The following is a 23,878-nucleotide window of genomic DNA, read 5'->3' on the forward strand; positions in this document are numbered from 1 at the left end:
CTTCCCGCGGCTCTGGAGACCGATGACTCTTCACGTGGCTCCGGCCGGGCAGCTCAGCACCGAGCAGGTGACCTCGGTGCTGCGCGCCGCCACGCTGGCGCCGTCAACGCACAACACCCAGCCCTGGTTGTTCACCAGCGACCGCGACGCAATCGAGCTTTACGCGGATCCCGACCGCGCACTCCCGGTCGCCGACGGAGACCGGCGTGAACTCCTGCTCTCGTGCGGCGCGGCGCTGTTCAACTTGCGCACCGCGATCCGTGCGCGCGGCGTCCACCCGGACACGACGCTGTTCCCCCGACGCGGCGACCCCGACCTGCTCGCCGTAATCCGGCCGCGAAGCGCGGCGTCGATCGACTCCCGGTCTGCTGCGCTGGCCCGGGCGATCCCTCGACGGCACACCAACCGTGCGCCGTTCGCGGCGAAACCGGTTCCTTCGGACCTGGTCGGGCTCCTCCGGCACGCCGCCGAAACGGAATCGGCGTGGCTCCCGCGCCTCGACGAAGACCAGCTCGCCGGCCTCAACGACCTCGTCCGCGAAAGCCACCACGTGCAGTCGGCCGACCCGGCGTTCCTCGCCGAGTGGCGACGGTGGACTGGTCGAGCGCCCTCCAGCCGCGACGGCGTGCCCTTCACCGCCGGCGGCACCGCGGCGGCCGACGACACCTGGGTACTGCGCGACTTCGGGGATCGCGCCGCATCGGCCGCTACACCCTTTCCCCCACTCGTGGTGGTGCTCGGGTCCTTCGGTGATTCGCCGGCCGACCGCGTGCGCGCGGGCCAGGCGATGCAGCGGGTGCTGCTGACGGCGACCATGCACGGGCTCGACGCCTCGTTCATCTCCCAGCCGGTCGAGGTCCGCGCCACCCGGATCCGGCTGCGGCACTTGCTTGGTGACGGGCTATGGCCGCAGATCGTGCTGCGGTTCGGCTACGGCGAGCCGGTGGCGTGGACGCCGCGACGGGCCCTCGCGGACATGCTCCTTGAACGGCCGTCGCTGTCGGCCTGATGACTACCCTCTCTTACCCCGCAACTCCGTCGCGAGCACCGCGGCCTGGGTACGCCGCTCCATCCCGAGTTTCGTCAGCAGCCGCGAGACGTAGTTCTTCACAGTCTTCTCCGCCAGGAACATACGCTCGGCGATCTGCCGGTTGGTCAGCCCCTCGCCGATCAGTTCCAGCAAGCTCCGTTCCTGCTCGGAAAGCTGCGCCAACGGGCCTTTCTTTTCCGCAGTGTCGCGCAGCTTCGCCATCAGCGCCGCCGCCGCGTGGGCGTCGAGCAAGGACTTGCCGGCCCCCACCTCACGCACCGCGGACACCAGGTCGAGGCCCTTGATGTCCTTGATGACGTAGCCGCTGGCACCGGCGAGCACGGCGTCGAGCATCGCCTGCTCGTCGGTGTAGGACGTGAGCATCAGACACTTCAGCCCCACCAGTTTCGACAGCAGCTCGCGCGCCAGCTCGATGCCGCTGCCGTCCGGCAACCGCACGTCCAGCACCGCGACGTCCGGCCGCAGCGCCGGGATGCGAGCCAACGCCTGCGACACGCTGATGGCCTGTCCGACAACGGTCAGCTCGTCGTCGTCCTCGAGCAGTTCGGCAACCCCTCGCCGAACCACTTCGTGGTCGTCGACCAGGAACACCCGCAGCATCGGAACTCCTCGTACTCGGGCACAGCGGTATGAGCCGTGCGGTATTCGGAAAGCCTATGGCCGGATTGCCGCTCGACGGCGATGACCGAAGTCCCCGCCGGCCCACCTTTGGTCCCTTTCAGCGCGGTACCGACCAGCTCAGCCGGGTCTGCCCCGTTCCGCGTTCGAGGTTCAGCATGCCGCCACGTTCCCGCGCTCGCTGGTCCAGAGCAGCCAGCTCCGGCGCCGCCACCTGCGTGATGTCGCCCGGCCCGTCACACCCCACAACGGCGGTGAGCCGGCGCGCATCCGCGGTGATCTCCACGCTCACCGCCGTGGCCGCGGCGTGAGCGGCGACCAGCCGCAACGCCTCCCCGAGGAACGGGACCACAGCGTCGACGGGATAGGTGTCCAGCTTTCCGGCGAACCGGGTGGCCGGAACGAGCCCCAGTGACGATTCAGCTTCCGCCACCACGCGCAGCACTTCGTTGCGCAGCAGCACCTGCCGGACAGGCGACACGTCGTCGAGCCGGAAGACGGTCGCCTGGACGTGGTTGATGACGTCGTCCAGGTCGGCGATCGTGTCGCGCAGGCGCTCGGCAACGACAGGCGCCTTCGCCAAAGCCCGCGTGGTCTGCAAGGACAGGCTCGCCGCGTACAGCCGTTGCACGATCTCATCGTGCAACTCGGCGGCAATCCGGTCGCGCTCGTCATGCAACGCGTTGCGCTGCTGCTCGGCCCGCGCCTCCGCCAGTTCGATCGCCACCGCGGCCTGGTCCGCGAACCCCGCGGCCATCTCCAGATCCTCGTCGGTGAACGCCGGCCGACCGGCGCGGCGCGCGGCAGTCAGGACCCCCGTCACCCGGCCATTGCTGGTCAGCGGCACAGCGAACACGGCGTCGATATCCAGCTCGATCACCGGTGCGCGGCTCAATCGTGCTCGTTCCTGCGGCCATGAGCCCGCCCTCGGTTTTCCGGTCGCCATCACCGTCCCGGACATCGTGGCCTCAGCGGGGACGAGCATGCCGAGCAAGGCCTCCGACTGGAGTCCCACCGCGCGATCAACCCGCAGCCAGCGGGGGTCGCCGCTCGGACGGACGATCGTGACCAGATCCGCGACGGCCAGTTCCCGTGTGTGGTTCGCGACCAGATCCAGAGGACTTCCCGGATCGAACGACAGGAGCTCACGCGCGATGGCGCCCGATGCGCGAAGCCAGGCCTGCTGGCTCCGCGCGGTCTCGTACAACCGCGCATTGTCGATGGCACTGCCCGCCGCGGCAGCCAGTGCGAGCGCGAGCTGCTCGTCCTGCGGGCTGAACCGGCCCCGCTCCCCGTCAGCAAAATACAGGTTCCCGAAAACGCTTTCCCGCACGCGGATCGGCACCCCGAGGAAGCTCTCCATCGGCGGGTGCCCCGGGGGGAACCCGATCGAACGTGGGTCGTCCTGGAGCCGAGTCCACCGGATCGGCCGCGGGTCGTCGATGAGTGCGCCGAGCAGGCCCTTGCCCTCGGGCAGGTGCCCAATCCGGGTGAGGGCGTCCGCGTCCATGCCGACGTGCACGAACTCCTCGAGCCGCCCGTCCGCACCGATCACCCCGAGTGCCGCGTATCGCGCGCCGATCAGCTCGTGCGCGGCGTCGACGATCCGCCGCAGCAACGCCGGGAGAGCGAGGTCGCTGGTGATCATCTGGGTCGCCCGCAGAAGGCCTCTCAGGCGGCCCTGAGTGCCGATGACTTCTTGGGCGCGTTCGATCAGCTGGGCCAGCAGCTGGTCCAGCTCAAGCCGAGGCTGGTCGGGGAACGTCAACCGGCCAGGGTCGGCTTCGTCGTGTTCGCTCACCCCGGCTCCCGCTGTCTCGAAAGCCCGCGTTTGGATGAAACCGCGCAGCGCCCAAGTGTCGGCACCTTCAGGCAACGACGTCAACCCAGCGCATCCCGACCGTAGATCTCAAAACTGCGCGATCAACGAGTAAAAGTGCCAGACGTTCATGGTCGGGAAGGTCCGTCACGGCGGGCGCAGGACACAGGACCGCCGACACAATGCGAGACTGCGCCCGATCAGCCCACCCACTTCCATTCCAACACCTCAGGCAAATCCTCGCCGTGCTCGTTGATCCACCGCCGGTGTCGGTCCTGCGCCTGGGTCATCCTCTGCCGCAGCACGCCAGCCGTCGCGACGAGACCCGGCACGCGGTCGATCACGTCGATCACCAGCTGGAAGCGGTCCATGTAGTTGAGCACCAACATGTCGAACGGTGTAGTCGTGGTGCCGTGTTCGGTGTAGCCGCGGACGTGGAATTCGGCGTGGTTGGTCCGGCGGTAGGCGAGCCGGTGAATGAGCCACGGGTAGCCGTGGTAAGCGAAGATCACTGGACGGTCGGGGGTGAACAGTGCGTCGAACTCGCGGTCGCCCAGGCCGTGGGGGTGTTCGGCGGCCGGTTGCAGCCGCATGAGGTCGACGACGTTCACTACGCGCACCGCCAGGTCCGGGAGTTCTGCGCGCAGGATCGAGGCGGCGGCGAGAACCTCCAGTGTGGGGGCATCGCCGGCGCAGGCGAGGACGACGTCGGGCTCACGGTCGAGGTGGGTGCTCGCCCACTCCCAGATGCCGACGCCTCGGGCGCAGTGCAGCGCGGCCTCCTGCGCGTCGAGCCAGTCGGGCGTCTCGTTCTTGCCCGCCACGATCACGTTCACGTAGTCCCGGCTGCGCAGGCAGTGCGCGGCGACCTCGAGCAAGGTGTTGGTGTCCGGCGGGAAGTACGCGCGCACGACCTCCGGGCTCTTGTTCGCCACGTGGTCGACGAATCCGGGATCCTGATGGGAGAAGCCGTTGTGGTCCTGCCGCCACACGTGGGAGGTGAGCAGGTAGTTCAGCGATGCCACCGGCCGCCGCCACGGGATATCGCGGTGTGTGCGCAGCCACTTGACATGCTGGTTGACCATAGAGTCCACGATGTGCGCGAACGCCTCATAACAGGAGAACAGGCCGTGGCGGCCGCTGAGCAGGTAGCCCTCCAGCCAGCCCTGGCACAGGTGCTCTGAAAGCACCTCCAGCACACGGCCCTCCGGCGCGAGATGCTCGTCGGTCCCGACGACGGTCAGCTGCCAGGCCTTGGCAGTGACGTCGTACACGGCATCGAGGCGATTGGACGCCGTCTCGTCCGGCCCGAACAGCCGGAAGTTCGCCTGTTCTGCGTTGCGCCGGAACACCTCGCGCAGGAACCGTCCCAGCACCCGCGTCGGCTCCGCGGACGTCGCTCCCGGTTCGCTCACGGGCATCGCGTGCTCAGCGACCTCGGGAAGAGCCAGCGGTTGCAGCAGGACGCCGCCATTAGCGTGCGGGTTCGCGCCCATTCGCCGGTGCCCGCGGGGAACCAACGCGGTGACCGCAGCGGTGGGCCGGCCGCGTGCGTCGAACAGCTCGTCGGGCCGGTAGGACCGCAACCACACCTCCAGCGCGTGCAGGTGCTCGGGGTCCTCTCGCACCCGCGCGAGCGGAACCTGGTGCGCGCGCCAGGTTCCCTCCACCTGCTTACCGTCCACAGTGGCCGGCCCAGTCCAACCCTTCGGAGACCGCAACACGATCATCGGCCAGGGCCGCCTGCTCCGACTCCGCTGCTGCACTGCCAGATCGGCGACTACGGCGTCGAGCGCGGCCGCCATCGCCTGGTGCATCGCCGCCGGCTGGTCGCCCTCCACGTACACCGGTGCCCAACCGGCCCCGCGCAGCAGCGAATCCAGTTCGGACGGCGGGATCCGCGACAGCACCGTGGGGTTGGCGATTTTGTAGCCGTTGAGGTGCAGAATCGGCAGCACGGCGCCGTCGCGGCGCGAGTCGAGGAACCGGCTCGCCTGCCAGCTGGTGGCCAGCGGTCCCGTCTCGGCTTCACCATCACCGACGACGCAGGCGACGAGCAGGCCCGGGTTGTCGAACGCGGCGCCGAACGCGTGAGCGAGGGAATACCCCAGCTCACCCCCTTCGTGGATCGAGCCCGGGACGTGCGGGGAGACGTGGCTCGGCACGCCGCCGGGGAAGGAGAACTGCCGGAAGAGCTGATGCAATCCCTCCTCGTCGCGGGAAACCTCGGGCCACAGCTCGGAGTACGTGCCCTCGAGCCACGTGTGCGCCCGCAGTGCGGGCCCGCCGTGGCCGGGACCGGTGACGAACATCGCGTCCAGGTCGTGAGTCAGGATCGCGCGGTTGAGGTGCGCGTAGACGAAGTTCAGCCCGGGCGAGGTCCCCCAGTGGCCGAGCAGGCGCGGTTTGACCTGCCCGGCCACAAGCGGTTCCTTCAGCAACGGGTTGGCCATGAGGTAGATCTGCCCCACAGTCAGGTAGTTGGCCGCCCGCCATTGGGAGTCGACCTGAGCCAGCTCGACCGGCGACAGCGTCGCGGCGGTGGTGTCGAGAGCCGTCACCGCTTCGGCTCCGGCCGCACCACGAGCACCGGACACGACGCGTGGTGCAGCAGCGCCTGGCTCGTCGAACCGAGGAGCATCCCGGCGAACCCGCCGCGCCCGCGGCTGCCGACGACCACCAGCTGGGACCGGTCGGACTCGGCAAGCAGGGCGTGCCGCGGCCGGTCCTGCACGAGCGTCCGGCGGACCTCGACCTCGGGGTACTTCTCCTGCCAGCCGGCGAGCCGCTGCGCCAGGAGGCGTTCCTCGGTCGGCTCCAGGGATTCCGGCTGCGGCATCAGCCGGGCGGTGCTGTCGGCCGAGTCGTACGTGACGTCGTTCCACGCGTGCACCGCCACGAGCGGAACACTGCGGAAGTCGGCTTCTTCGAACGCGACCCCGATGGCGGCTTCGCTGTTCGGGGTGCCGTCAACCCCGACCACGACGGGGCCGTCCAGAGGCACCGGACCCTCGCCGTGCCGCCCGCGGACCACCGCCACCGGGCAGTAGGCGTGGCTCGCGACGGTCGCGGCCGTGGCACCGACGAGCATGCCGGCGAACCCGCCGGTCCCACTCCGGCCGACCACGATCATCCGCACGCGCCGCGACCGCTCGATCAAACTGGCGGGCGCGGCGTCGGTGAGCACCTCTGTGCGCACGGTGAGAGCCGCGTCGACGAAGAGCGCCTGTTCCCGGGCCTTCGCGACGATCCGGTCACCTTCTTGCCGGAGCTGGTCGAACAACACGTCGCTGCCGGCCGACGCACCGCCGTAGTAGAGAGCCGCCACCTGCAGGCAGTGCACGATTTCCAGCTCGAGGGCCCGACCTGACACGAGCCGCGCGGCCCAGTGGACCGCCTCGTCGGCGCCGGGGGAACCGTCGACGCCCACGACCACGGTGGTGCTGTTGCGTGTTGTCATGACCAAGGGTCCTCTCCGGACGAAACTGTTTCGGCGCCGACTACGCCGGGCACCGCGAGCGCGAGCAGGGTGGCAACGTGACGGTCGGTTGTGTCGTCGTAGCGGTCGACAATGCGCACGAGCCCGTCGTGGACCTCGACCTTCCAGCGGCCCGTCCCGCCGTAGATTTCGAGCCAGTGACGCACGTCCACCGCGATCGCGGCGTCCTCGCGCGCCAGCACCCGGACCACGTCTCCCCGGGTGACGATGCCCACCACGCGGCTGCCGTCGACGATCGGCATCGCCCGGATCTTCGCGTCGACCAGGGCCTGGCAGAGATCGGCCACGTCGGTGCCGGAAGACATCGCGGTGACCGGCGTGCTCATCACCTGCTCCACGGTCGTGTCGACCGGCGCAGAAGGTTCGGGACGCAGATGCGCCGACCGGGTGTCGGCCGGGATCCGGCCGCGGATCAGGTCGGCTTCGGTGACGATGCCGATGAGACGTTCGTCGTCGTCGACCACCGGCAGTGCGGTGAATCCGTGCTCGGACAGCACCTCCGCGGCCTCTTTTGCCGGCGCCCATGGATGGACCGTCACCACCGGCGCGGACATCAGGTCTCGTGCACGCATCGGGTTCTCCCTTTCGTTGTGCTACACCGAAAATAGGCAACACCCGGCATCCGGCACTCCGGTCCGGAGTCACCGGCGCGAAGGACCAACGTCCTCAGCTCGGTGACCGAGCACCCACCCCAGGCCGTTTTGCCGACGCTCTCTTGGCACACACGGGCAGCACCCGGACGGCCAACGAACGAGCTCCGAGTCGCGGCTGCTCGCGCGGACAATCCACCGCAGTTTCTCGGAGTTCCCGCCCGCAGGCGGCGCTTCGACCCGGCACCCCGCGCCGTCACTGCGACCGAGCCGCCACCACGTTCCGACTTGCCTCAGCACGAGGTCGTGACACGGCAACCGCAATGCGGGGTATCGCGGAAGATGCTGTCGAAGGGCACGCGCAAGCGCGCGTCACTCGCGAGGGACGGAAGCTTCGCGATCATTTCCTGCTTCCCGGCCGGACCACCGCGACCGGGCACGCGGAGTGCACCAGCAGTGCCTTACTCGTGGAGCCGAGCAGCATCCCGGTGAATCCGCCGCGCCCGCGGCTTCCGACGACGATCAGCTGGGCCTCGGCGCCGCGTTCCAGCAGCGTCCGGACCGGCCTGCCGCGCACGACCACCATCTCAACCGGCAGATCAGGGAACTTCTCGCGCCACGGAGCCAACTGCTCGTTCACCAGCCGGCGCTCGGCGGCGGCATCGGCCTCCGGGTCGAAGTCCCGTTTCCGCAGCGACCCGTCCGGAGTGATCTCGCTCCAGGTGTGGATCGCCACGAGAGTGGTTTCCCGTGCGGCGGCTTCTTCGCAGGCATAGCCGAGCGCATCGGTGCTGTCGGAAGAGCCGTCGAGCCCCACCAGAACGGGACCACCCGCCGGCGGCGGGTCGTCCGGCTTCCGGCCACGAACCACGACGACGGGGCAAGGCGCGTGGGCGGCGAGCGAGACCGCTGTAGAGCCGAGGAGCAGCCCGGTGAACCCGCCGAGACCGCGGGAACCCAACGCCACCAGTTCGGCACTCGCGCACTCCCGCAGCAAGATGCCCACCGCGCTGCCCTCGACGGCGGTCTGCTGGATCTTCAGCGAAGGCCAGCGTGCGAGCACGGCGCCTTCGGCCTCGGCGAGGCAGGACTCGGCCTGGGCCCGGAACCCGGCCCTGACGGCGCGAACTGCCATCCCCGACACCCCTGGTGGAGGAACGATGTAGGCCTGCACCAGGCGCAGCACGGCGCCCCGGCGCGCGGCCACCGCCGCGGCCCACTCTGCGGCGTGCAGCGCCGAATCGGAGCCATCGATCCCGGCCAGCACCACGCGTTCGTCACGCCCGGACATTGCGTGCACCTCCCGCCCGCCGCAGGGCGCGCAGGCGCTCGAACCGGAGCCGGTCCTGTTCGTCGCGCTCGGTGATCTCGGCTTCGGTCAGGACGACGCCGTCCGGTCCGGGAAATACCGTCGACACGTGGTCGTCGGCGAGCCAGCGGACGGTGAAGGGCGGTGTCCCGTCCGGCCCGCCGACAGCGAGGATCCGGCCCCGCTGTTCGGGTAGGTCTACCCGAACCCCCTTCACGATGAGCCAGTCGCCCGGTTGTGCGTGCATCAGTCACTCCTCCTCGAGATCTGCGCCGGCGACCGCCGCCGGTCCCGACAGTTCCACCCCCGTCACTCCGTCGACTGTCTTCGCGAGCGCGATGACGAGTCGCCATTCGGCTTCGTCGGCGAAAGTCCCGGAGACAGTCACCAGCCCGCCCGTGACGGACACCGACCAAAGGTCTCGGTGTCCGGTGTAGTCGCTGAACAGGCTGCGTACCTTCGATGCGATGGCGTCGTCGTGGCTCACGAGCCGGCGGAGCAGGTCGCACCGGCTCACAATGCCCACGAGCCCCCCGCCGTCCACTACCGGGACACTGCGGAGCCGGGCGACGAGCATCCCGACGGCGATGTCGCTGACCTCGATGTCGAGGCCCACGACCTCGACCGGCTTGGTAATCACCGACTCCACGCGCAGACCCGGCCCGACCGGGCTCGCCCGTCAACACCCCGATCAGGGCATCCGACTCCGTGAAAAGACCGAGGACGCGATTATTGTCATCGACCACGTGCAGCGCGGCGATGCCGTGCCCGGTCAGCAACGCGATCGCTTCCCGCCCCGGAGTAGTGGGCCCGACCCGCACCACAGGGCGGCTCATGATGTCCCGTGCGCGCACGAGGTCCCTCCTCCGACTCAGTGGACGACCGCGACTGGACACGCCGCTTGCGCGAGCAGCCGGTTGCCGGTAGAGCCGAAGAGCCCGCCGGATACGGGGCCCCGGCCACGAGTGCCGATGACGATCAGCTGTGCATCGTCGAACCCCATGAGTGCCCGCGCGGCAGAGCGGTCGCGGACCAATCGGCTCCGCACCTGCACCTCGGGGTACTTTCGCGCCAAGGTGCCGACCAGCCGGCGAAGCTCCTCTTCTTCGGTCTGCGACTCCGCTTCGACGATCTCCTGTTCATCCAGAAGGCCCTCGTGCCACGCGTGCGCGGCGATCACCGGCACGCCCCGGCTCAGAGCGGCCTCGAAGGCGAACTGGAGCGCGCAGTCGTCCTCGTTGACGCCGGCGACCACCGGGCCGTCCGGATTCACCCGCCCGCGCACCACTACCACCGGACAGTGAGCGCCGGCGGCCACCCGGAGCGCGACCGAACCGATGGCGACGCCGCGCAACCCGCCAACGCCGTGCGAGCCGACGACGACGAGCGAGGCTTCCGCCGAGTGCTCGATCAGCAGGTCGGCGGCGAGGCCGAGGCGCACCAAGTACTCCGTCCTAACGCCCGGCGCCGTCTCTTCCGCGACCTGCGCGGCCCGCCGCATCCAGCGGTGGGCCCGCTCGAGTAGCAGGGGGACTTCCGGCGACCGTTGCCGTGCGGTGAGGTCCGCCGTCTCGAACAGCCCGGCGTGAAACAGCTGCAGCGCGCAACCGCGACGCGCGGCTTCCTCCGCCGCCCACCGGACGGCGGCCAGCGCCACCTCCGATTCGTCGACTCCCGCCACCACTGGTGGGCGGGCTACCCTTCCGATCACGTCCTGCCTCCGTTCCCCGCCTGCGGTTCCGGCGGTGATCCCACGGTCTCCCAGTGGCGACCAGACCAGTCAGGGGCCGAAGTCCCTTCCCCGTGGGACGAAAGCGCGGAACCCTTCAGCACCGTGGCCGAGTAGACAGGCACCTCACGCTGCAGGCGCCGGTCGGTGCGGGGTGTAACCACTGTCCCGTGTCCTGGGCGGCAGCGTCAGGCCTCCCGCAGGAGAGCGGGGTAGGGGCACGCGCGAGCAGGTCGCGATCATGTTGATCCGCCCGCGCCGCTGCTGGGCGCTATCGACGTACCACGGCGCCTCGGGAATACCGGTGTGCACGGCCGTGCCGTTCTTCACCGGCGAGAGCAGTCGTCCGACTTCGAAACCTGGAACCGGTACTTCCGCAGCAGGTTGTCGGCGCCGACCAACAATCGCTCGAAGATCGGGTACGCCTGCAGGAACCTGCGGGTACTCCTCGGGGTTGCAGAACGCCAACATGTCCTCCGCGCCGGCGCAGGTTGTACTAGCTGCGGTCGAACAGCAGGACCTTCCCCGCGGCGGTCAGCAGTTCCACGTACCGCTAGAAGTACCACCCGCGCGCCCGCGCTCGGTGCGCTTCGGCAACGCCTCGATCTTCACCGCACGGGGGTTGAGGTGCTCGGAGAAGCGTTTGAGCGTGCTCCCTTTGCCTCCGGCAGGTCCACCAGCTCGATCTGCAGCCGTGCGAGCTCCGTCTCGTAGAACGTGCGCGGCAACCACCCGACGGGCCATACGAGGGTCATCAGGCCACGTCGTGCGGAAGCGTGAACCCTGACCACCCATCGCTCTGCCGCACTGAGCAACGCGAAACCAAGGTCGCGCCGCGCGGCGAACCTGCTAGGGACGAAAGCCCACAGCGTCCCGGCACCAGCCACACGGCGTCCGAAAGTCCCCCGTGCGGGGACCAACGCCTCTCACGGCGACCGGCGCGCGGAGAGAGTCTGAGCACCCGGACACGAGGAGAAACTGATGGGGTTCAGCACCGCGGAGCCCACATACACCACCGAGACGCCGCCGCGCCATGGTCGGGGCCGGCCGTGACCTGGGCACGGATCGGAAAGCCCGAACAGGTCCAGGCTGCGGCCAACCTGCGCGACTACGCACGGGCGCGCCGCGAGTTCCGCTGGGACGAAGCGCGTCGGGAGCTATCCGGTCTGCCGAGCGGGAACAGCCTCAACATCGCCTGCGTGGCGGTCGACCGCCACGCCGCCGAACCGAGGCGAGGGCAGACGGCGATCCGCTGGATCGACCGCCACGACCGTGCGCACGATCTCAGCTACAGCGAACTCCGCAAGCGAACCAACCGGTTCGCGAACCTGCTGCGCGAACTCGGGGTGCGCCGCGGCGACCGGGTGTTCACCCTCCTCGGCCGCGTACCCGAACTGTACGTAGCGGCCCTGGGCACGCTGAAGGCCGGATGCGTGGTGTCGCCGCTGTTCTCCGCGTTCGGTCCCGAACCGATCCGCGAGAGGCTGCGCCTCGGCGAAGGTTCCGTACTGGTCACCACGCCTGCGCTGTACCGGCGGAAGGTACGCGGAATCCGGAACTCCTTGCCGTCACTCAGCCACGTACTCCTCGTCGGCGGCGACGCCGAACCCGGGACGATCGCGCTCGGTCCTGCTTTGTCCGCAGCGGATTCCGAGTTCGACACCGTACCCACGAAACCGGAAGACCCCGCGCTGCTGCACTTCACGAGCGGCACGACCGGCACGCCGAAAGGTGCCCTCCACGTCCACGAATCCGTGCTCGCGCACCACGTCACCGCCCGCTACGCCCTTGACCTGCGGCCGGACGACGTGTTCTGGTGCACCGCCGATCCCGGCTGGGTGACCGGGATGTCCTACGGTGTCATCGCTCCGCTGACGCACGGCGCCACGCTGATCAGCGACGAAGGAGAATTCGACGCCTTTCGCTGGTACCGAATCCTCGCCGCGCAGCGCGTCACCGTCTGGTACACCGCTCCGACCGCGCTGCGGATGCTGATGCGCGACGCGCGAAAGCCCGGAGGTTTCGATCTGGCTGCACTACGGTTCGTCGCCAGTGTCGGCGAGCCGTTGAACCCGGAGGTCGTGGTGTGGGGCCAGGAGGCACTGGGCCTGCCGGTACACGACAACTGGTGGCAGACCGAGACAGGCGCGATCATGATCGCCAACCTCGCCGCGGCGGAGATCCGGCCAGGCTCCATGGGGCGGCCCCTCCCCGGCGTCACGGCCGGTCTGCTCGAACGAGGACCGGACGGACGCGCCCTCGTCACCGGTGGCCGGGTTCGGGAGATCACCGCGCCGGGGATGGAAGGCGAGCTCGCCCTGCGACCCGGCTGGCCGTCGATGTTCCGGGCCTACTGGCACGACTCCGAGCGCTACGCGCGCGCATTCGCCGACGGCTGGTACCTCACCGGCGACATCGCCCGGCGGGACCAAGACGGCTATTACTGGTTCGTCGGCCGCGCGGACGACGTCATCAAATCCGCGGGCCACCTCGTAGGCCCGTTCGAAGTCGAGAACGCGCTGCTGGCGCACCCAGCAGTCGCCGAGGCCGGGGTGATCGGCAAACCGGATCCGGTGGCCGGCGAACTCGTCAAGGCGTTCGTGACGCTGCGCCCCGGCTACGAACCCACCGACGCGCTCCGATGGGAACTGCTGACTTTCGGGCGACACGCGCTCGGCGCGGTCGCACCCAAGGAGCTCGTGTTCGACCAGTGGCTACCGCACACCCGAAGCGGCAAAGTGATGCGCCGCCTGCTCAAAGCCAGGGAGCTGGGACTCCCCGAGGGCGACGTGTCCACCTTGGAGGTCCCGGGATGAGCAGACGACAGGCCGCGCAGAGCGCTCGCGCGAAACACCGCACGGAACTGCTGCGCCAGATGATCCGGATCCGGCGGTTCGAAGAACGTTGCGTCGAGCTGTACAGCACGGCGCGGATCCGCGGCTTCATGCACCTCTACATCGGCGAGGAAGCGGTGGCGGCCGGAATTCTGCAGGCCGTCGGTCCCGACGACGCCGTGGTGTCGACCTACCGCGAACACGGGCACGCGCTCGCACGCGGACTGCCGATGGACTCGGTGCTCGCCGAGATGTACGGGCGCACCACCGGGTGCAGCCGCGGCCGAGGCGGCTCGATGCACCTGTTCGACGCGTCCCGGCGATTCTACGGCGGCAACGCGATCGTCGGCGGTGGACTGCCGGTCGCCGTGGGCCTGGCGCTCGCCGACGCGATGCGCGGCCGACCCCAGGTCACCGTCTGCCTGTTCGGCGACGGCGCCGTGGCCGAAGGCGAGTTCCACGAATGCCTCAACCTCGCCGCGCTCTGGCGATTGCCGGTGCTGTTCTGCTGCGAGAACAACCTGTACGCGATGGGCACGCGGCTGGACCGGGCCCAGGCGGAGGTCGATCTCGCCGCCCGCGCCGCCTCCTACGGCATGCAGGCTCGCGCAGTTGACGGCATGGACGTGCTCGCCGTCGCCGAAGCCGCCGATCAGGCCGTCGAGAAGATCCGCACCGAACCCTGCCCGCAGTTCCTCGAGCTGCGCACCTACCGCTTCCGCGCGCACTCGATGTACGACCCGGACCGGTACCGCGACAAATCGGAAATCGAGCACTGGAAGGAAGCCGACCCCATCCCCCGCCTCATGCACCGGATGACCGAGGACGGCGAACTGACCGGCCGCCGGGCGACGGCGATCGAGGCCGACGTGGACCGGGAGATCGCCGCCGCGATCGAAGCGGCCGAGGCCGGCCCGCTCGAGCCGGTCGAGGACCTCACGCGGTTCGTCTACTCGGAGCAGCCATGACCACCTATCGCGAAGCGTTGCGGGCCGGCCTGCGCGACGCCCTCGAACACGACGAGCGCACGTTCCTCATGGGCGAGGACGTCGGCCGCTACGGCGGGTGCTTCGCGGTCAGCCTCGGCCTGCTGGAAGAGTTCGGGCCCGAGCGCGTCCGCGACACCCCGCTGTCGGAGTCCGCGTTCGTCGGCGCCGGGATCGGCGCCGCACTCGGCGGGATGCGGCCAATCGTCGAGATCATGACGGTCAACTTCAGCCTGCTGGCGCTGGACCAGATCCTCAACAACGCCGCGACGCTGCTGCACATGTCCGGCGGTCAGCTCAACGTGCCGCTGGTGATCCGGATGACAACCGGTGCCGGCCGGCAACTCGCGGCGCAGCATTCCCACAGCCTCGAAGGCTGGTACGCCCACATCCCGGGCCTGCGGATCGTCGCCCCCGCGACGATGGAGGACGCCCGTGGGATGCTGTGGACCGCGGTGCAGGATCCGGACCCGGTCCTGCTGTTCGAACACGGCACGCTGTACAACGTGTCCGGTGAGCTGGCGCCGGACGCAGGCGCGGTGGACATCGACCACGCGGTGATCCGGCGTCCCGGCACCGACGTCACCTTGATCGCCTACGGCGGCACACTGCGCACCGCACTCGACGCCGCCGGCGAACTCGCCGATTCGGGCGTCGACGCCGAAGTCCTCGACCTGCGTACGCTGCGACCTCTCGACGAGCCCACGATCCTCGACTCGATCGCCCGCACGCACCGGCTGGTCGTCGTCGACGAAGGCTGGCGCAGCGGCAGCCTGTCCGCCGAGATCGCAGCACGGGCCGCGGAAAAGGCGCTCTACGAGCTCGACGCCCCGATCGAACGCGTGTGCACCGCCGAGGTGCCGATTCCCTACGCGCAGCAACTCGAGTACGCCGCCCTGCCGCAGCCGGCGGACGTCGTGGCAGCAGCCCGGCGGGCGGTGGGCTGAGGTGGCTGAATTCCTGATGCCCGCGCTCGGCGCGGACATGACCGAGGGCACCATCCTGGAATGGCTGGTGAAAGCCGGGGACACCGTGCGCAAGGGTGACATCGTTGCTGTAGTGGACACCGACAAAGCCGCGATCGAGGTCGAGTGCTTCACCAGCGGCACCGTGAGCGAGGTTCTCGTGCCTGTGGGCACGCGCGTTCCGGTGGGGACACCGCTGGCTGTACTCGCCGCGGGTCCCGGCATGACTGAAGTCGGACCAACTACGCAGGACGAGCGTGAACCTGCTCCTGAGACCGTTCCGCACGTAGAGCCAGGTCCTCCAGCCGAAGTGGCGCTCGCGACACCGCCGACCCGCAAGTTCGCCGCACAGTCCGGAGTCGACCTCGCGACCGTGCACGGCTCGGGCCGCGACGGACGAGTGACTCACGCCGACGTCGCACGGGCCATCGCCGCACGGACCCCGCTGCCGGCAGGCCGCGTCCGCATTTCCCCCTACGCCAGGAAGCTGGCGGTCAAACTGGGAGTGGCCGTGTCCTCCCTCCTCCCGGCGCAGGCGGGCCGGGCGATCCACGCTCGCGATGTACGAGCAGCGGCCCAGCGCCGGGCGGAACGAGCGCCGGCGCGCCACGGCCAGGACGCGGAAGCCATGCGCCGGGCGATCGGCGCCCTGATGGCGCGGGCCAAGCGCGAGATCCCGCACTACTACCTGTCCACCACGATCGACCTGCACACCGCGGTGGAGTGGCTGCGCGAGCACAACTTGCACGTTCCGATACCCGAGCGGATCCTGCCCGCGGCGCTCCTGCTCAAGGCGACCGCGCTGGCCGCCCGGCGCGCACCTCAGCTCAATGGACACTGGGTCGACAACAGCTTCCACCCGGCGGACTCCGTGCACCTCGGGACGGCAGTCGCCCTGCGCGGAGGTGGACTCCTCACGCCCGTGATTCTCGACGCGGCGGATCGCTCCGCATCGGAGCTGATGGCCGAACTGCGTGCCGCTGTGACCCGGGCGAGGACGGGGGCCTTGCGCTCCACGGACCTCACGGCAGGCACCATCACCGTGACCAATCTCGGCGACAACGGCGTCGAGTCGGTTCACGGCGTCATCTACCCGCCGCAGGTCGCCCTCGTGGGGTTCGGCACGATCACCTCGCGCCCGTGGGCAGTCGACGGCCTGCTCGGCGTCCGCCCTCTTGTCACCGCGACGCTGTCGGCCGACCACCGCGCCAGCGACGGCGCGACCGGTGCGCGCTTCCTGAGTCGCATCGCCGCCCTGCTGCAGCAACCGGAGGAACTATGACCCCGCCACTCACCCGTGCCGAAGCGAAAAGCGCGCTCCACGCCGCGCTGGCCGGCTTCGCCAGCGAAGCCGAACTCGAGCAACTGTCACCGTCGGAAAACCTCCGCGAAGCCCTCGAACTCGATTCGATGGACTTCCTGACCTTCGTGGAACGGCTGTCGGAACAGCTCGGACGCCGCATCGAGGAGGACGACTACGACCACCTGGCCACCCTGGACTCAGCCGCCGACTTCCTCGGCGAAGCACATCGCTGACGGCGGTCAAGCCCCTGGGAGAGCTGTGCTCACTCGTCGTCGGCGCGAGCTGCCCGCGGTGGTGTGCGTGGTCGACGACCTGGCCACACAGTTGCCGCCTTCGACGGCCGGGGACTTCTGTGCTTCGAGTCTCGGTCGTGACGCCACCGCGATGCGGTGCGCGTCGAGAAGATCACGCGCGGCCATTCGCCCCGCCGACGAAGGCGGTCCAGCCCTCGTCGCGCCCCTGCATCCGGCGAAAGCTGGTAACCCCACCGGCACAAGGAGGTCATCATGAAACTGGTCCGCATGTGGTTCGGGCTCGTTTTGGTGGCCCTGGGCGTGCTGGGAATCCTGGACACCGTCGGCGTCGCGGAATGGAGCGTCACTGCCGGGCGGTGGTGGCCGCTGGCGATCATCGGATTGGGTCTCGCAGCGATGTGGTCGCAGCGACGGGTCTCGTTCGGTCCGGGCCTGCTGACCGTCGTCGGGCTGGTGCTGCTCGCGGGGCAGCTGCAGTGGACGCAAAAGACGTTGTTCTGGCCGTCGCTGCTGCTCCTCGCAGGCGCCGTGGCACTCGCCGGGCTTGCGGCCAAGCCGGTCCCGCTCCCAGCCGCGCACCGTATCGCTGGCGCTGCTGGGCGGGGCGAAGACCGTTGACCGGTCCGGGCACTTCACCCATGCTGACGTCGCGGCGGTCCTGGGCGGATCCACCCTTGACCTGCGTCACGCCCACATCGACGACCGGGCGACGGTCGACGCGTTCGCGCTCTTCGGCGGCGTCGACGTGCTGGTGCCCGAAGACTGGCGCGTCCAGGTCGGCGGGCTGCCGATCCTCGGCGGCTACGAGGACAAAACTTCCGACGACACAGCTCTGCCGGACAACGCACCCGTCCTGAAGGTCAACGCCACAGCCGTGCTCGGCGGGGTCAAGGTCGCGCACGACCCGAGCTGACAGCCGGGCCGTCAGTCCTCGACGTGCTGCACGAGCTCTTCGGTCGACCGCCGCACCCGCGGCGGTTCCGATTCCGAGCTGTGTCCGATCCGCACGAGCACCTGCGGTACGCCTGTCAACGAGAGCTCTTCACCGAGTTTCGCGCGCACCGTTTCGAGGTGCAGGGGCTGAGTCAGCACGGCGCCCACCAGGCCGAGGTCGACTGCCGTGAGCCACGCGAGTTCCAAGGCGTATCCGGCCCGCAAGTGGTCCAGGCGGGTATCGCCGGGCGTCACGAGAACGACCAGGACGCCGGCCGCCAGCCGCTCTTCGATCTCGGTCCAGTGCGGGACCTCGGTCGCCCGGCGGACCAGTCCCGCCCACGGCACCGCACCGGCCGGGATGCGACCCGCGGGAATGCCGACGCCGTGGCGGTGCGTCGCCTCGTCCCGGATCGTCCACAACGACAGCTCACGCTGGTACCCGCTGTCTGCTTGAAACTTCTCCGCGGCGACGTGCAGCAGCTTTGCGACGGCCGCGATGTCGGGCTCACGGGTGACGAGCCGGGCATCGACGCCCAACGTCCTGGCGGCCGAGACAACCCGCCGGGCCGCGCTGTCGCGCACCGGTTGCAGGCCGAACGGCCTCCGATGGCTCGTTCGGTGGGCGATCGCGCGGTGCAGCCGGACCTCTTCGTGCGTGGGCGCCGACGACCGGTGGGCATCCACCCGGGCAACAATCTCGGGGCGGTGCTCGTTCGGCAGCAGGACGACGTCAGCTGCCCGGCCCAGCGTTCGGACCGCGAGCTCGAGGTTCACGACGGCTGCACCGCACGACGCGGCGCGATCCCGACCGTCCGGGTCGTGGTGCGGCAGAACGAGGTCGCCCCGTTCACGCAGCCACGCCCGTCCCGGTGCGAGGTCCAGCAGCCACGGCTGGAGGTTGTGCACCGACGGTGCGCCGAGCACGGCCCGGGCGAGGTGCTCGGTCTCGGCGCTCGTCCAGACACCAGTCTCCACGGCACTCACCCCTTCCGGCTGAGCCGACCTGCACCCGCGGTCCACAGGTCGCGGCGATAACGCTGCAGGCAGGTGAGCAAGCGTTCCTCCGGACCTCCCAGTTCGGGTGCTGTGGTGAGGACCGGCACATCGCCGCCACTGAGCTCCGCGAGGAACCGCGACAGGCGCGCAGGCTCCGGTACAAGCTGCACGCCGGCGTAGGCGACGATGAAGAGATCTTCGCCCGAGTGTGTCTCGATCGCCACCGCCCAGCCGTGATGCTCGTCCCACAACAGCGCGACGTCCCGATCGGGGTGTTGGGGCAGGCGCGTCTCCAGCGCGATGTACGCCGAGAAGGGCGGATTCACGTCGGTGGTACACGACTCCTCGCCCACGCCCATCGCGGCACTCACGGCGGCGACGTAGCCCGACAGACCGCACAGGAACGCGTATTCCCGATCCGAATCATCTCCGAGCGGGTGGGTCACGGTGCCCCTCCGCCTTCCGTCGCCACTTCGCTCCGATGCACTCGGCCAAGTGCAGCCATTCGTTTCTCCTTCGCCTACCCGTCTCGTCCCCAGCACACCTCGGCCGACCGGTGCGCCGATGTGGCCGTACGGCCCCCGTCCGGGTGACGAACGGCCTCAGCGCGTCCTGCGGCGCAGCATTGCGGCGGCCGGCATCGGCAGGCGCGAGCACCGCCGTCCGGGCGGCACGAGAGCCGCGACAGGCACCAGCCCGTCTTGTCCGTGCCACGAAAAGCCCGCACAGCAGCAACAGCGGCAGCACGGACCGTGAGAATGTCGAGCTTGTTCCGCGGCGTCGGTCATCTCGCGAGGGGCCTTCTTGCCCCGGGCCCACCGCCGAGCAGCTCGACCACCGACGCGGGCAGCAGTTCCAGAACGCCGTCGAGGCGGCAAAGGCTCCCGACCGCCGCCGTCACCGCCGCGGCCGCCGCCGGTACCTCGGCGCGCGTGGAGTCGGCGGACCCAGCGAACCGGGCCACAAAACCGGGGACGGCGTACCGGGTCGGTACGAAGGCCGGATGCCAGCCCTCGTAGAACAAGCCGCGCAGCAGCTCTGGCAGCTGGGCCGCGAACCTCGCGGCGCCCTCGACAGTCAGCCGATCGCGCACCGTGTGCAGCCAGGCACGGAGCATCCGGTACGCGTCCCGGTCGTCTTTCGCGCCGAGGTGGTCACGGACCACGGCCAGCCAGTCGTGCGCGGTGCTTTCCGCGTGTGCAAAGGGGTCGGACATCGTGGCCTCCTGCGGACGAGGATCTCAAGGTTCGCATCGGCCCCTTGACCCGGGAAGGGCCCGAAGGACCGGTCCCGGTCGACCGCCGCATTGACCGTCAAGGGTGGATTCGCTCAACCGCGCCAGACGACCTTGTCGGCCTCGACCGCCACGAAGGTGACCGCCCCAGCGACCAGGACCCGAAACCACGTCCCGGCTCCGACCGGCGCGGTGTGGAACAGCGTATTCATCACCGGCACGTAGGTGAGCACCAGCTGGAGCGCCGCGGTGGCTCCGATGCCGAGGGCCAGTATTCCGCTGTGTCGGGGCCACGCGAGCACGACGAGCCGGTTCAGCGAACGGCAGCTGATCAGGTAGGCGATCTGCACCCCGACGAACACGTTCATCGCGCTGGTACGCGCCTCCGCGATCGCTGCGCCGGCAGCGAGTTCACCGCGGTAGGCCCAGAACGCGGCGGCCACCAGCAGGATCGAGAGCAGGACGACCCGCCGCAGCAGGGCAGCAGTGAACAACGGTTGCCGCGGCGAGAGCGGCGGGCGGCGCATCAAGTTCGGCTCTTGCGGCTCGAACGCCAAGGTGAGCCCGAGGAACACCGCCGTGGTCATGTTGATCCACAGGATCTGCACCGGCACGATCGGCAGGGCCACACCCAGCAGGACCGCGGTGAGGACGACCACGCCCTCGCCGATGTTCGCGGGCAACGTCCAGGCGATGAACTTGCGCAGGTTGTCGAAGACGCCTCGTCCTTCCCGCACAGCGGCGGCGATCGAGGCGAAGTCGTCATCGGTCAGCACCATGTCGGCAGCCTGGCGGGCGGCGTCCGTGCCGGTCCGGCCCATCGCGACGCCGATGTCCGCGCGGCGCAGCGCGGGTGCGTCGTTCACGCCGTCGCCGGTCATGGCCACGATCTCGCCGCGGCGCTGCAACGCTTGCACCAGGCGCAACTTCTGACCCGGTGACACCCGGGCGAACACCTGCGTGCGCGCCACCTCGGAGTCGAAGCGGTCCCCGGCGACCCGATCCAGCTCGGCGCCGGTCATCACCACTGGCTCCGCACCCAGCCCGACGGAGGATGCGATCGCACGTGCCGTTCCGGGGTGGTCGCCGGTGATCATCTTTACGTCGATACCGGCCTCGTGACACGCCGCCACGGCCTCCCCTGCCTCCGGGCGCGGGGGATCCTGCATCGCCTGCAGGCCGAGAAAAGCCGGTCGTGGGCTCGCCGCCGAGCTGAACCAAGCGAACGCCAGCACTCGCAGCCCACGCGCGGCCAACTCGTGGTGTGTGCGCACGACTCGGTCGGCTCCGTCAGTATCCAGTCCTTCGCGACACAGGGCGAGCACCTCCTCCACCGCGCCTTTCACGTACCCCCGATCGCCGTGCACTGTGGTCATCAGCCGCCGCTCCGGCTCGAACGGCACCACATCGGTCCGCGGTGCGGTCGCGCGCAGCGCCGACACGTCCAAACCCGCGGCGGCCGCAGCGGCGAGCAACGCACGTTCCGTCGGGTCACCTTCCTCGGGTTCAGCGTCGTTGCAAAGCACGCCCGCGATCAGGCACTCCCGCAGCGCGGGATCCAGACCGGCATCCTGCGGCGGAGCTACCCGTCCGCCCGCTGCGATCGCGACGACGGTCATGCGGTTGCGCGTCAGAGTTCCGGTCTTGTCGGTGCAGATCACTGTGGTCGACCCGAGGGTTTCCACCGCGGGCAGATGGCGCACGATCGCACCGCGCCGTGACATCCGCACGACGCCGATGGCCAGCACGATGGTCACCGCCGCAGGCAGCCCCTCCGGGATCGCGCCCACGGCAAGTGCGACGGCGGCGGTGAAAATCTCGGCCACCGACATCCCCCGCACCAGGCCGACCGTGAACGCGGCCACAGTCACGGCCACAATCCCGATGGTCAGTTGCCGGGAGAATCCGGTGAGCTTGCGGGTCAGCGGGGTGACGACCGTGCCGGCACCGCTGACCATCCGCTGGATGCCGCCGAGCTGCGTCGCCGCGCCGGTGGCCACGACCAAGGCGCGCGCCGAGCCACGTGTGACGACCGTCCCGGAGTACGCGGTATTCGTCCGATCGGCGACGATGGTGTCATCGGGCAGGACCGCCACGGTCTTCGACACCGGTACCGACTCGCCCGTCAGTGCCGACTCGTCGACTTCCAGCGCGTGCAGTTCGGCGAACCGGACATCGGCCGGGACCCGGTCACCACCCGCGAGCTCCACAATGTCGCCGGGCACGAGTTCCTCGGCCGGCACCCGCTGCCCGCGACCGCCGCGAACCACCGTCGCTTCCACCGGCACCAACCGGGCCAGCGCGTCGAGCGCGTGCACAGCGCGAGACTCCTGCACATACCCGATCAGTGCGTTGAGCAGGACCACCCCACCGATGACAGCGGCGTCGACGTAGCCGCCGAACGCCAGTGTGACGAGGCCTGCGGCCAGCAGCACGTAGATCAGCGGGTCACGAAGCTGAGCCAGCACCCGCCTCAGGAGTCCCGGTCCCTGCGCCGTCTCGAGCTGGTTCGGCCCGTGACTGACCAGCCGGGCAGCAGCCTCACCAGCGTCCAGCCCGGCTGCCGGGTCGGTCCGAAGCTTCTCGACCAGCACCTCCAACGGGATCGCGTGCGGTGCGTCGAGCGCTCCGGTGCTCGGCGCGGCCATCAAGCGTCGCCGCGGTGGATTGCCGTCGCACCGACGAGCTGGTTCCGTTCACGCAAGACCCTGGTCCGCATCACGCCTCCTCAGCTTTCGAGTCGCGGCCTCCCGGCGAGCCGGTTGCGGCCGAGCGGCCGCACGGGTCCGGGCGTGCCGTCCTCGCCGATGAAGATGCCTACCAGCCAGTGGCTTCTCCCGCCCAACCGCCTGCTTCGGATCAGACGCTGGGATACTTGGCGAGGATTTCGCGCAGCGCGGAGACAAACCGCAGCGATTCGTCGTGTTCGCGCTGCCAGACGTTGCGGCCGAAGATCAGGCCGGTCGCCCCGGCTTCCATCGCCTGCTGCGCCTTCTCGAGCATCGCGTCGTCGCCCGCTCTGGACCCGCCGGAGACGAGCAGCAGGGTCCGCCCGGCCGAGCGCACGACGGCGTCAATGGCCTGCTGGCTCGTGAACTCGGCGTCGTAGGCCCGTGGCACGTGCGAATTCTTGTCCGGGTGCGGGAAGTTCACCTTCACGACGTCGGCACCGAGTTCGGTGGCCGTCCGCGCGGCGTAGTCCACGGCGTAGAAGGAATCCCGCCCGCCTTTGGCCTCGATCGCCGCGCCGCGCGGGTAGGCCCACACGATCAGCGGCATGCCGAGCCGGTGGGCGTCCACGCGGACCTGGCGTAGCTGCGCGAAATCGTGTTCCTGTGCGGGCGTGCCGACGTAGAGGGTGTAGCCGACAGCGTCAGCGCCGAGCCGCACGGCTTCCTCGACGCTGCCGTGCAGCGGCGACAGCGCCTCGGCATCAGAGGGGATCTCGGTCTTCCCGTTGAGCTTCAGCACCAGCGGGAGCTCGCCCGCGTAGTCCCAGTAGAACTTCTCGGCGAGCCCGATCTGGATGGCGATCCCGTTGAAGCCGCCCTCGACAGCCAGCTTCAGGATGTACTTCGGGTCACCGGCCCGCGGATTGGCGAAGAAGTCCCGCGGCCCGTGCTCGAGCCCCTGGTCATACGGCAGGAAGAAGGCGGTCCCGTTGCGCAGGCCGTGTTCGTGCAGGATCCGGTGCAGCCGAGTTTTCTTGCCGGTGTTCAGCCCCAGCTCGGCCAGCGGTGGACGTGGTGTCATGA

General features: G+C 69.6%; 23 protein-coding genes and 1 pseudogene. 8 read left to right on the forward strand and 16 right to left on the reverse strand.

What is annotated here, in order from left to right:
- Nucleotides 1-22: 22 nt before the first annotated feature.
- Entirely contained in the window at nucleotides 23-1,009 is a 987-nt protein-coding gene (locus K1T34_RS48680) for a hypothetical protein (protein WP_220241558.1), read from the forward strand.
- Between the two features lie 3 nt (nucleotides 1,010-1,012).
- Here the strand turns inward: K1T34_RS48680 and K1T34_RS48685 are convergent, their stop codons facing one another.
- The 11 genes and pseudogenes from K1T34_RS48685 to K1T34_RS55005 all read right to left on the reverse strand — a co-directional run bounded on the left by K1T34_RS48685 (nucleotide 1,013) and on the right by K1T34_RS55005 (nucleotide 11,410).
- Nucleotides 1,013-1,651, reverse strand: coding sequence for a response regulator transcription factor (locus K1T34_RS48685; RefSeq protein ID WP_220241559.1), 639 nt, complete (start codon nucleotides 1,649-1,651; stop codon nucleotides 1,013-1,015).
- Between the two features lie 118 nt (nucleotides 1,652-1,769).
- Nucleotides 1,770-3,470 carry a GAF domain-containing protein gene (locus K1T34_RS48690; RefSeq protein WP_220241560.1) on the reverse strand — a complete coding sequence of 567 codons (1,701 nt, stop codon included), beginning with the start codon at nucleotides 3,468-3,470 and terminating at the stop codon, nucleotides 1,770-1,772.
- A gap of 218 nt (nucleotides 3,471-3,688) precedes the next feature.
- Entirely contained in the window at nucleotides 3,689-6,049 is a 2,361-nt protein-coding gene (locus K1T34_RS48695) for a phosphoketolase (protein ID WP_220241561.1), read from the reverse strand.
- Nucleotides 6,046-6,948, reverse strand: coding sequence for a universal stress protein (locus K1T34_RS48700; RefSeq protein ID WP_220241562.1), 903 nt, complete (start codon nucleotides 6,946-6,948; stop codon nucleotides 6,046-6,048). The genes K1T34_RS48695 and K1T34_RS48700 overlap by 4 nt, the downstream gene beginning before the upstream one ends.
- Nucleotides 6,945-7,559, reverse strand: coding sequence for an HPP family protein (locus tag K1T34_RS48705; RefSeq protein WP_220241563.1), 615 nt, complete (start codon nucleotides 7,557-7,559; stop codon nucleotides 6,945-6,947). The genes K1T34_RS48700 and K1T34_RS48705 overlap by 4 nt, the downstream gene beginning before the upstream one ends.
- Before the next feature lie 418 nt (nucleotides 7,560-7,977).
- The gene (locus K1T34_RS48710; protein ID WP_220241564.1) at nucleotides 7,978-8,868 is read right to left on the reverse strand and encodes a universal stress protein; all 891 of its coding nucleotides are present in this window, start codon (nucleotides 8,866-8,868) and stop codon (nucleotides 7,978-7,980) included.
- Nucleotides 8,855-9,133, reverse strand: coding sequence for a DUF1918 domain-containing protein (locus K1T34_RS48715; RefSeq protein ID WP_220241565.1), 279 nt, complete (start codon nucleotides 9,131-9,133; stop codon nucleotides 8,855-8,857). Before K1T34_RS48715 ends, K1T34_RS48710 begins: the two co-directional genes overlap by 14 nt.
- A 3-nt stretch (nucleotides 9,134-9,136) precedes the next feature.
- Nucleotides 9,137-9,502: a BON domain-containing protein gene (locus K1T34_RS54995; protein ID WP_360586720.1), complete on the reverse strand. Its 366-nt coding sequence runs from the start codon at nucleotides 9,500-9,502 to the stop codon at nucleotides 9,137-9,139.
- Between the two features lie 136 nt (nucleotides 9,503-9,638).
- Nucleotides 9,639-9,722 (reverse strand): annotated as a pseudogene (locus K1T34_RS55000) (signal transduction protein); the annotation flags it as partial.
- Nucleotides 9,723-9,757: 35 nt separating this feature from the next.
- Nucleotides 9,758-10,597 (reverse strand): universal stress protein, encoded by an 840-nt coding sequence (locus K1T34_RS48725; protein ID WP_255638112.1) that lies wholly within the window; start codon nucleotides 10,595-10,597, stop codon nucleotides 9,758-9,760.
- Between the two features lie 552 nt (nucleotides 10,598-11,149).
- Nucleotides 11,150-11,410, reverse strand: a complete 261-nt coding sequence (locus K1T34_RS55005; RefSeq protein ID WP_360586723.1) for a hypothetical protein — start codon at nucleotides 11,408-11,410, stop codon at nucleotides 11,150-11,152.
- Between the two features lie 254 nt (nucleotides 11,411-11,664).
- Here K1T34_RS55005 and acsA point away from each other — a divergent pair, with 254 nt between their 5' ends.
- From acsA to K1T34_RS54260, 7 genes are all read left to right on the forward strand, one after another.
- Nucleotides 11,665-13,431: an acetate--CoA ligase gene (acsA, locus tag K1T34_RS48735; RefSeq protein ID WP_220241567.1), complete on the forward strand. Its 1,767-nt coding sequence runs from the start codon at nucleotides 11,665-11,667 to the stop codon at nucleotides 13,429-13,431.
- Nucleotides 13,428-14,417: a pyruvate dehydrogenase (acetyl-transferring) E1 component subunit alpha gene (gene pdhA, locus K1T34_RS48740; protein ID WP_220241568.1), complete on the forward strand. Its 990-nt coding sequence runs from the start codon at nucleotides 13,428-13,430 to the stop codon at nucleotides 14,415-14,417. Before acsA ends, pdhA begins: the two co-directional genes overlap by 4 nt.
- Entirely contained in the window at nucleotides 14,414-15,382 is a 969-nt protein-coding gene (locus K1T34_RS48745) for an alpha-ketoacid dehydrogenase subunit beta (RefSeq protein ID WP_220241569.1), read from the forward strand. The genes pdhA and K1T34_RS48745 overlap by 4 nt, the downstream gene beginning before the upstream one ends.
- Before the next feature lies 1 nt (nucleotide 15,383).
- Nucleotides 15,384-16,682: a dihydrolipoamide acetyltransferase family protein gene (locus tag K1T34_RS48750; RefSeq protein WP_220241570.1), complete on the forward strand. Its 1,299-nt coding sequence runs from the start codon at nucleotides 15,384-15,386 to the stop codon at nucleotides 16,680-16,682.
- On the forward strand, nucleotides 16,679-16,936 hold the full coding sequence (locus K1T34_RS48755; RefSeq protein ID WP_220241571.1) for an acyl carrier protein: 258 nt from the start codon (nucleotides 16,679-16,681) through the stop codon (nucleotides 16,934-16,936). The genes K1T34_RS48750 and K1T34_RS48755 overlap by 4 nt, the downstream gene beginning before the upstream one ends.
- 273 nt (nucleotides 16,937-17,209) lie before the next feature.
- Nucleotides 17,210-17,575 carry a LiaI-LiaF-like domain-containing protein gene (locus K1T34_RS54255; protein ID WP_255638114.1) on the forward strand — a complete coding sequence of 122 codons (366 nt, stop codon included), beginning with the start codon at nucleotides 17,210-17,212 and terminating at the stop codon, nucleotides 17,573-17,575.
- Entirely contained in the window at nucleotides 17,502-17,870 is a 369-nt protein-coding gene (locus K1T34_RS54260; RefSeq protein WP_255638115.1) for a LiaF domain-containing protein, read from the forward strand. The genes K1T34_RS54255 and K1T34_RS54260 overlap by 74 nt, the downstream gene beginning before the upstream one ends.
- A gap of 11 nt (nucleotides 17,871-17,881) precedes the next feature.
- Here K1T34_RS54260 and K1T34_RS48765 read toward each other — a convergent pair whose 3' ends face one another.
- The 5 genes from K1T34_RS48765 to K1T34_RS48785 form a co-directional block, all read right to left on the reverse strand.
- Nucleotides 17,882-18,868 carry a nitroreductase gene (locus K1T34_RS48765; RefSeq protein ID WP_220241572.1) on the reverse strand — a complete coding sequence of 329 codons (987 nt, stop codon included), beginning with the start codon at nucleotides 18,866-18,868 and terminating at the stop codon, nucleotides 17,882-17,884.
- 5 nt (nucleotides 18,869-18,873) lie between these two features.
- Nucleotides 18,874-19,335, reverse strand: coding sequence for a DUF6292 family protein (locus K1T34_RS48770; RefSeq protein ID WP_255638116.1), 462 nt, complete (start codon nucleotides 19,333-19,335; stop codon nucleotides 18,874-18,876).
- Between the two features lie 338 nt (nucleotides 19,336-19,673).
- Entirely contained in the window at nucleotides 19,674-20,105 is a 432-nt protein-coding gene (locus tag K1T34_RS48775) for a DUF2267 domain-containing protein (RefSeq protein ID WP_220241573.1), read from the reverse strand.
- Nucleotides 20,106-20,218: 113 nt separating this feature from the next.
- The gene (locus K1T34_RS48780) at nucleotides 20,219-22,771 is read right to left on the reverse strand and encodes an HAD-IC family P-type ATPase (RefSeq protein ID WP_220241574.1); all 2,553 of its coding nucleotides are present in this window, start codon (nucleotides 22,769-22,771) and stop codon (nucleotides 20,219-20,221) included.
- 211 nt (nucleotides 22,772-22,982) lie between these two features.
- On the reverse strand, nucleotides 22,983-23,876 hold the full coding sequence (locus K1T34_RS48785) for a class I fructose-bisphosphate aldolase (RefSeq protein ID WP_220241575.1): 894 nt from the start codon (nucleotides 23,874-23,876) through the stop codon (nucleotides 22,983-22,985).
- Nucleotides 23,877-23,878 lie beyond the last annotated feature (2 nt).

The sequence above is a fragment of the Amycolatopsis sp. DSM 110486 genome, assembly GCF_019468465.1.
Classification (GTDB): Bacteria; Actinomycetota; Actinomycetes; order Mycobacteriales; family Pseudonocardiaceae; genus Amycolatopsis.

Coding starts and splice junctions, on each gene's coding strand:
- K1T34_RS48680 (WP_220241558.1), top strand. CDS start 23: ATGACTCTTCACGTGGCTCCGGCCGGGCAGCTCAGCACCGAGCAGGTG.
- K1T34_RS48685 (WP_220241559.1), bottom strand. CDS start 1,651: ATGCTGCGGGTGTTCCTGGTCGACGACCACGAAGTGGTTCGGCGAGGG.
- K1T34_RS48700 (WP_220241562.1), bottom strand. CDS start 6,948: ATGACAACACGCAACAGCACCACCGTGGTCGTGGGCGTCGACGGTTCC.
- K1T34_RS48705 (WP_220241563.1), bottom strand. CDS start 7,559: ATGCGTGCACGAGACCTGATGTCCGCGCCGGTGGTGACGGTCCATCCA.
- K1T34_RS48710 (WP_220241564.1), bottom strand. CDS start 8,868: ATGTCCGGGCGTGACGAACGCGTGGTGCTGGCCGGGATCGATGGCTCC.
- K1T34_RS48715 (WP_220241565.1), bottom strand. CDS start 9,133: ATGCACGCACAACCGGGCGACTGGCTCATCGTGAAGGGGGTTCGGGTA.
- K1T34_RS55005 (WP_360586723.1), bottom strand. CDS start 11,410: ATGGGTGGTCAGGGTTCACGCTTCCGCACGACGTGGCCTGATGACCCT.
- pdhA (WP_220241568.1), top strand. CDS start 13,428: ATGAGCAGACGACAGGCCGCGCAGAGCGCTCGCGCGAAACACCGCACG.
- K1T34_RS48745 (WP_220241569.1), top strand. CDS start 14,414: ATGACCACCTATCGCGAAGCGTTGCGGGCCGGCCTGCGCGACGCCCTC.
- K1T34_RS48755 (WP_220241571.1), top strand. CDS start 16,679: ATGACCCCGCCACTCACCCGTGCCGAAGCGAAAAGCGCGCTCCACGCC.
- K1T34_RS54255 (WP_255638114.1), top strand. CDS start 17,210: ATGAAACTGGTCCGCATGTGGTTCGGGCTCGTTTTGGTGGCCCTGGGC.
- K1T34_RS48775 (WP_220241573.1), bottom strand. CDS start 20,105: ATGTCCGACCCCTTTGCACACGCGGAAAGCACCGCGCACGACTGGCTG.
- K1T34_RS48780 (WP_220241574.1), bottom strand. CDS start 22,771: ATGGCCGCGCCGAGCACCGGAGCGCTCGACGCACCGCACGCGATCCCG.
- K1T34_RS48785 (WP_220241575.1), bottom strand. CDS start 23,876: ATGACACCACGTCCACCGCTGGCCGAGCTGGGGCTGAACACCGGCAAG.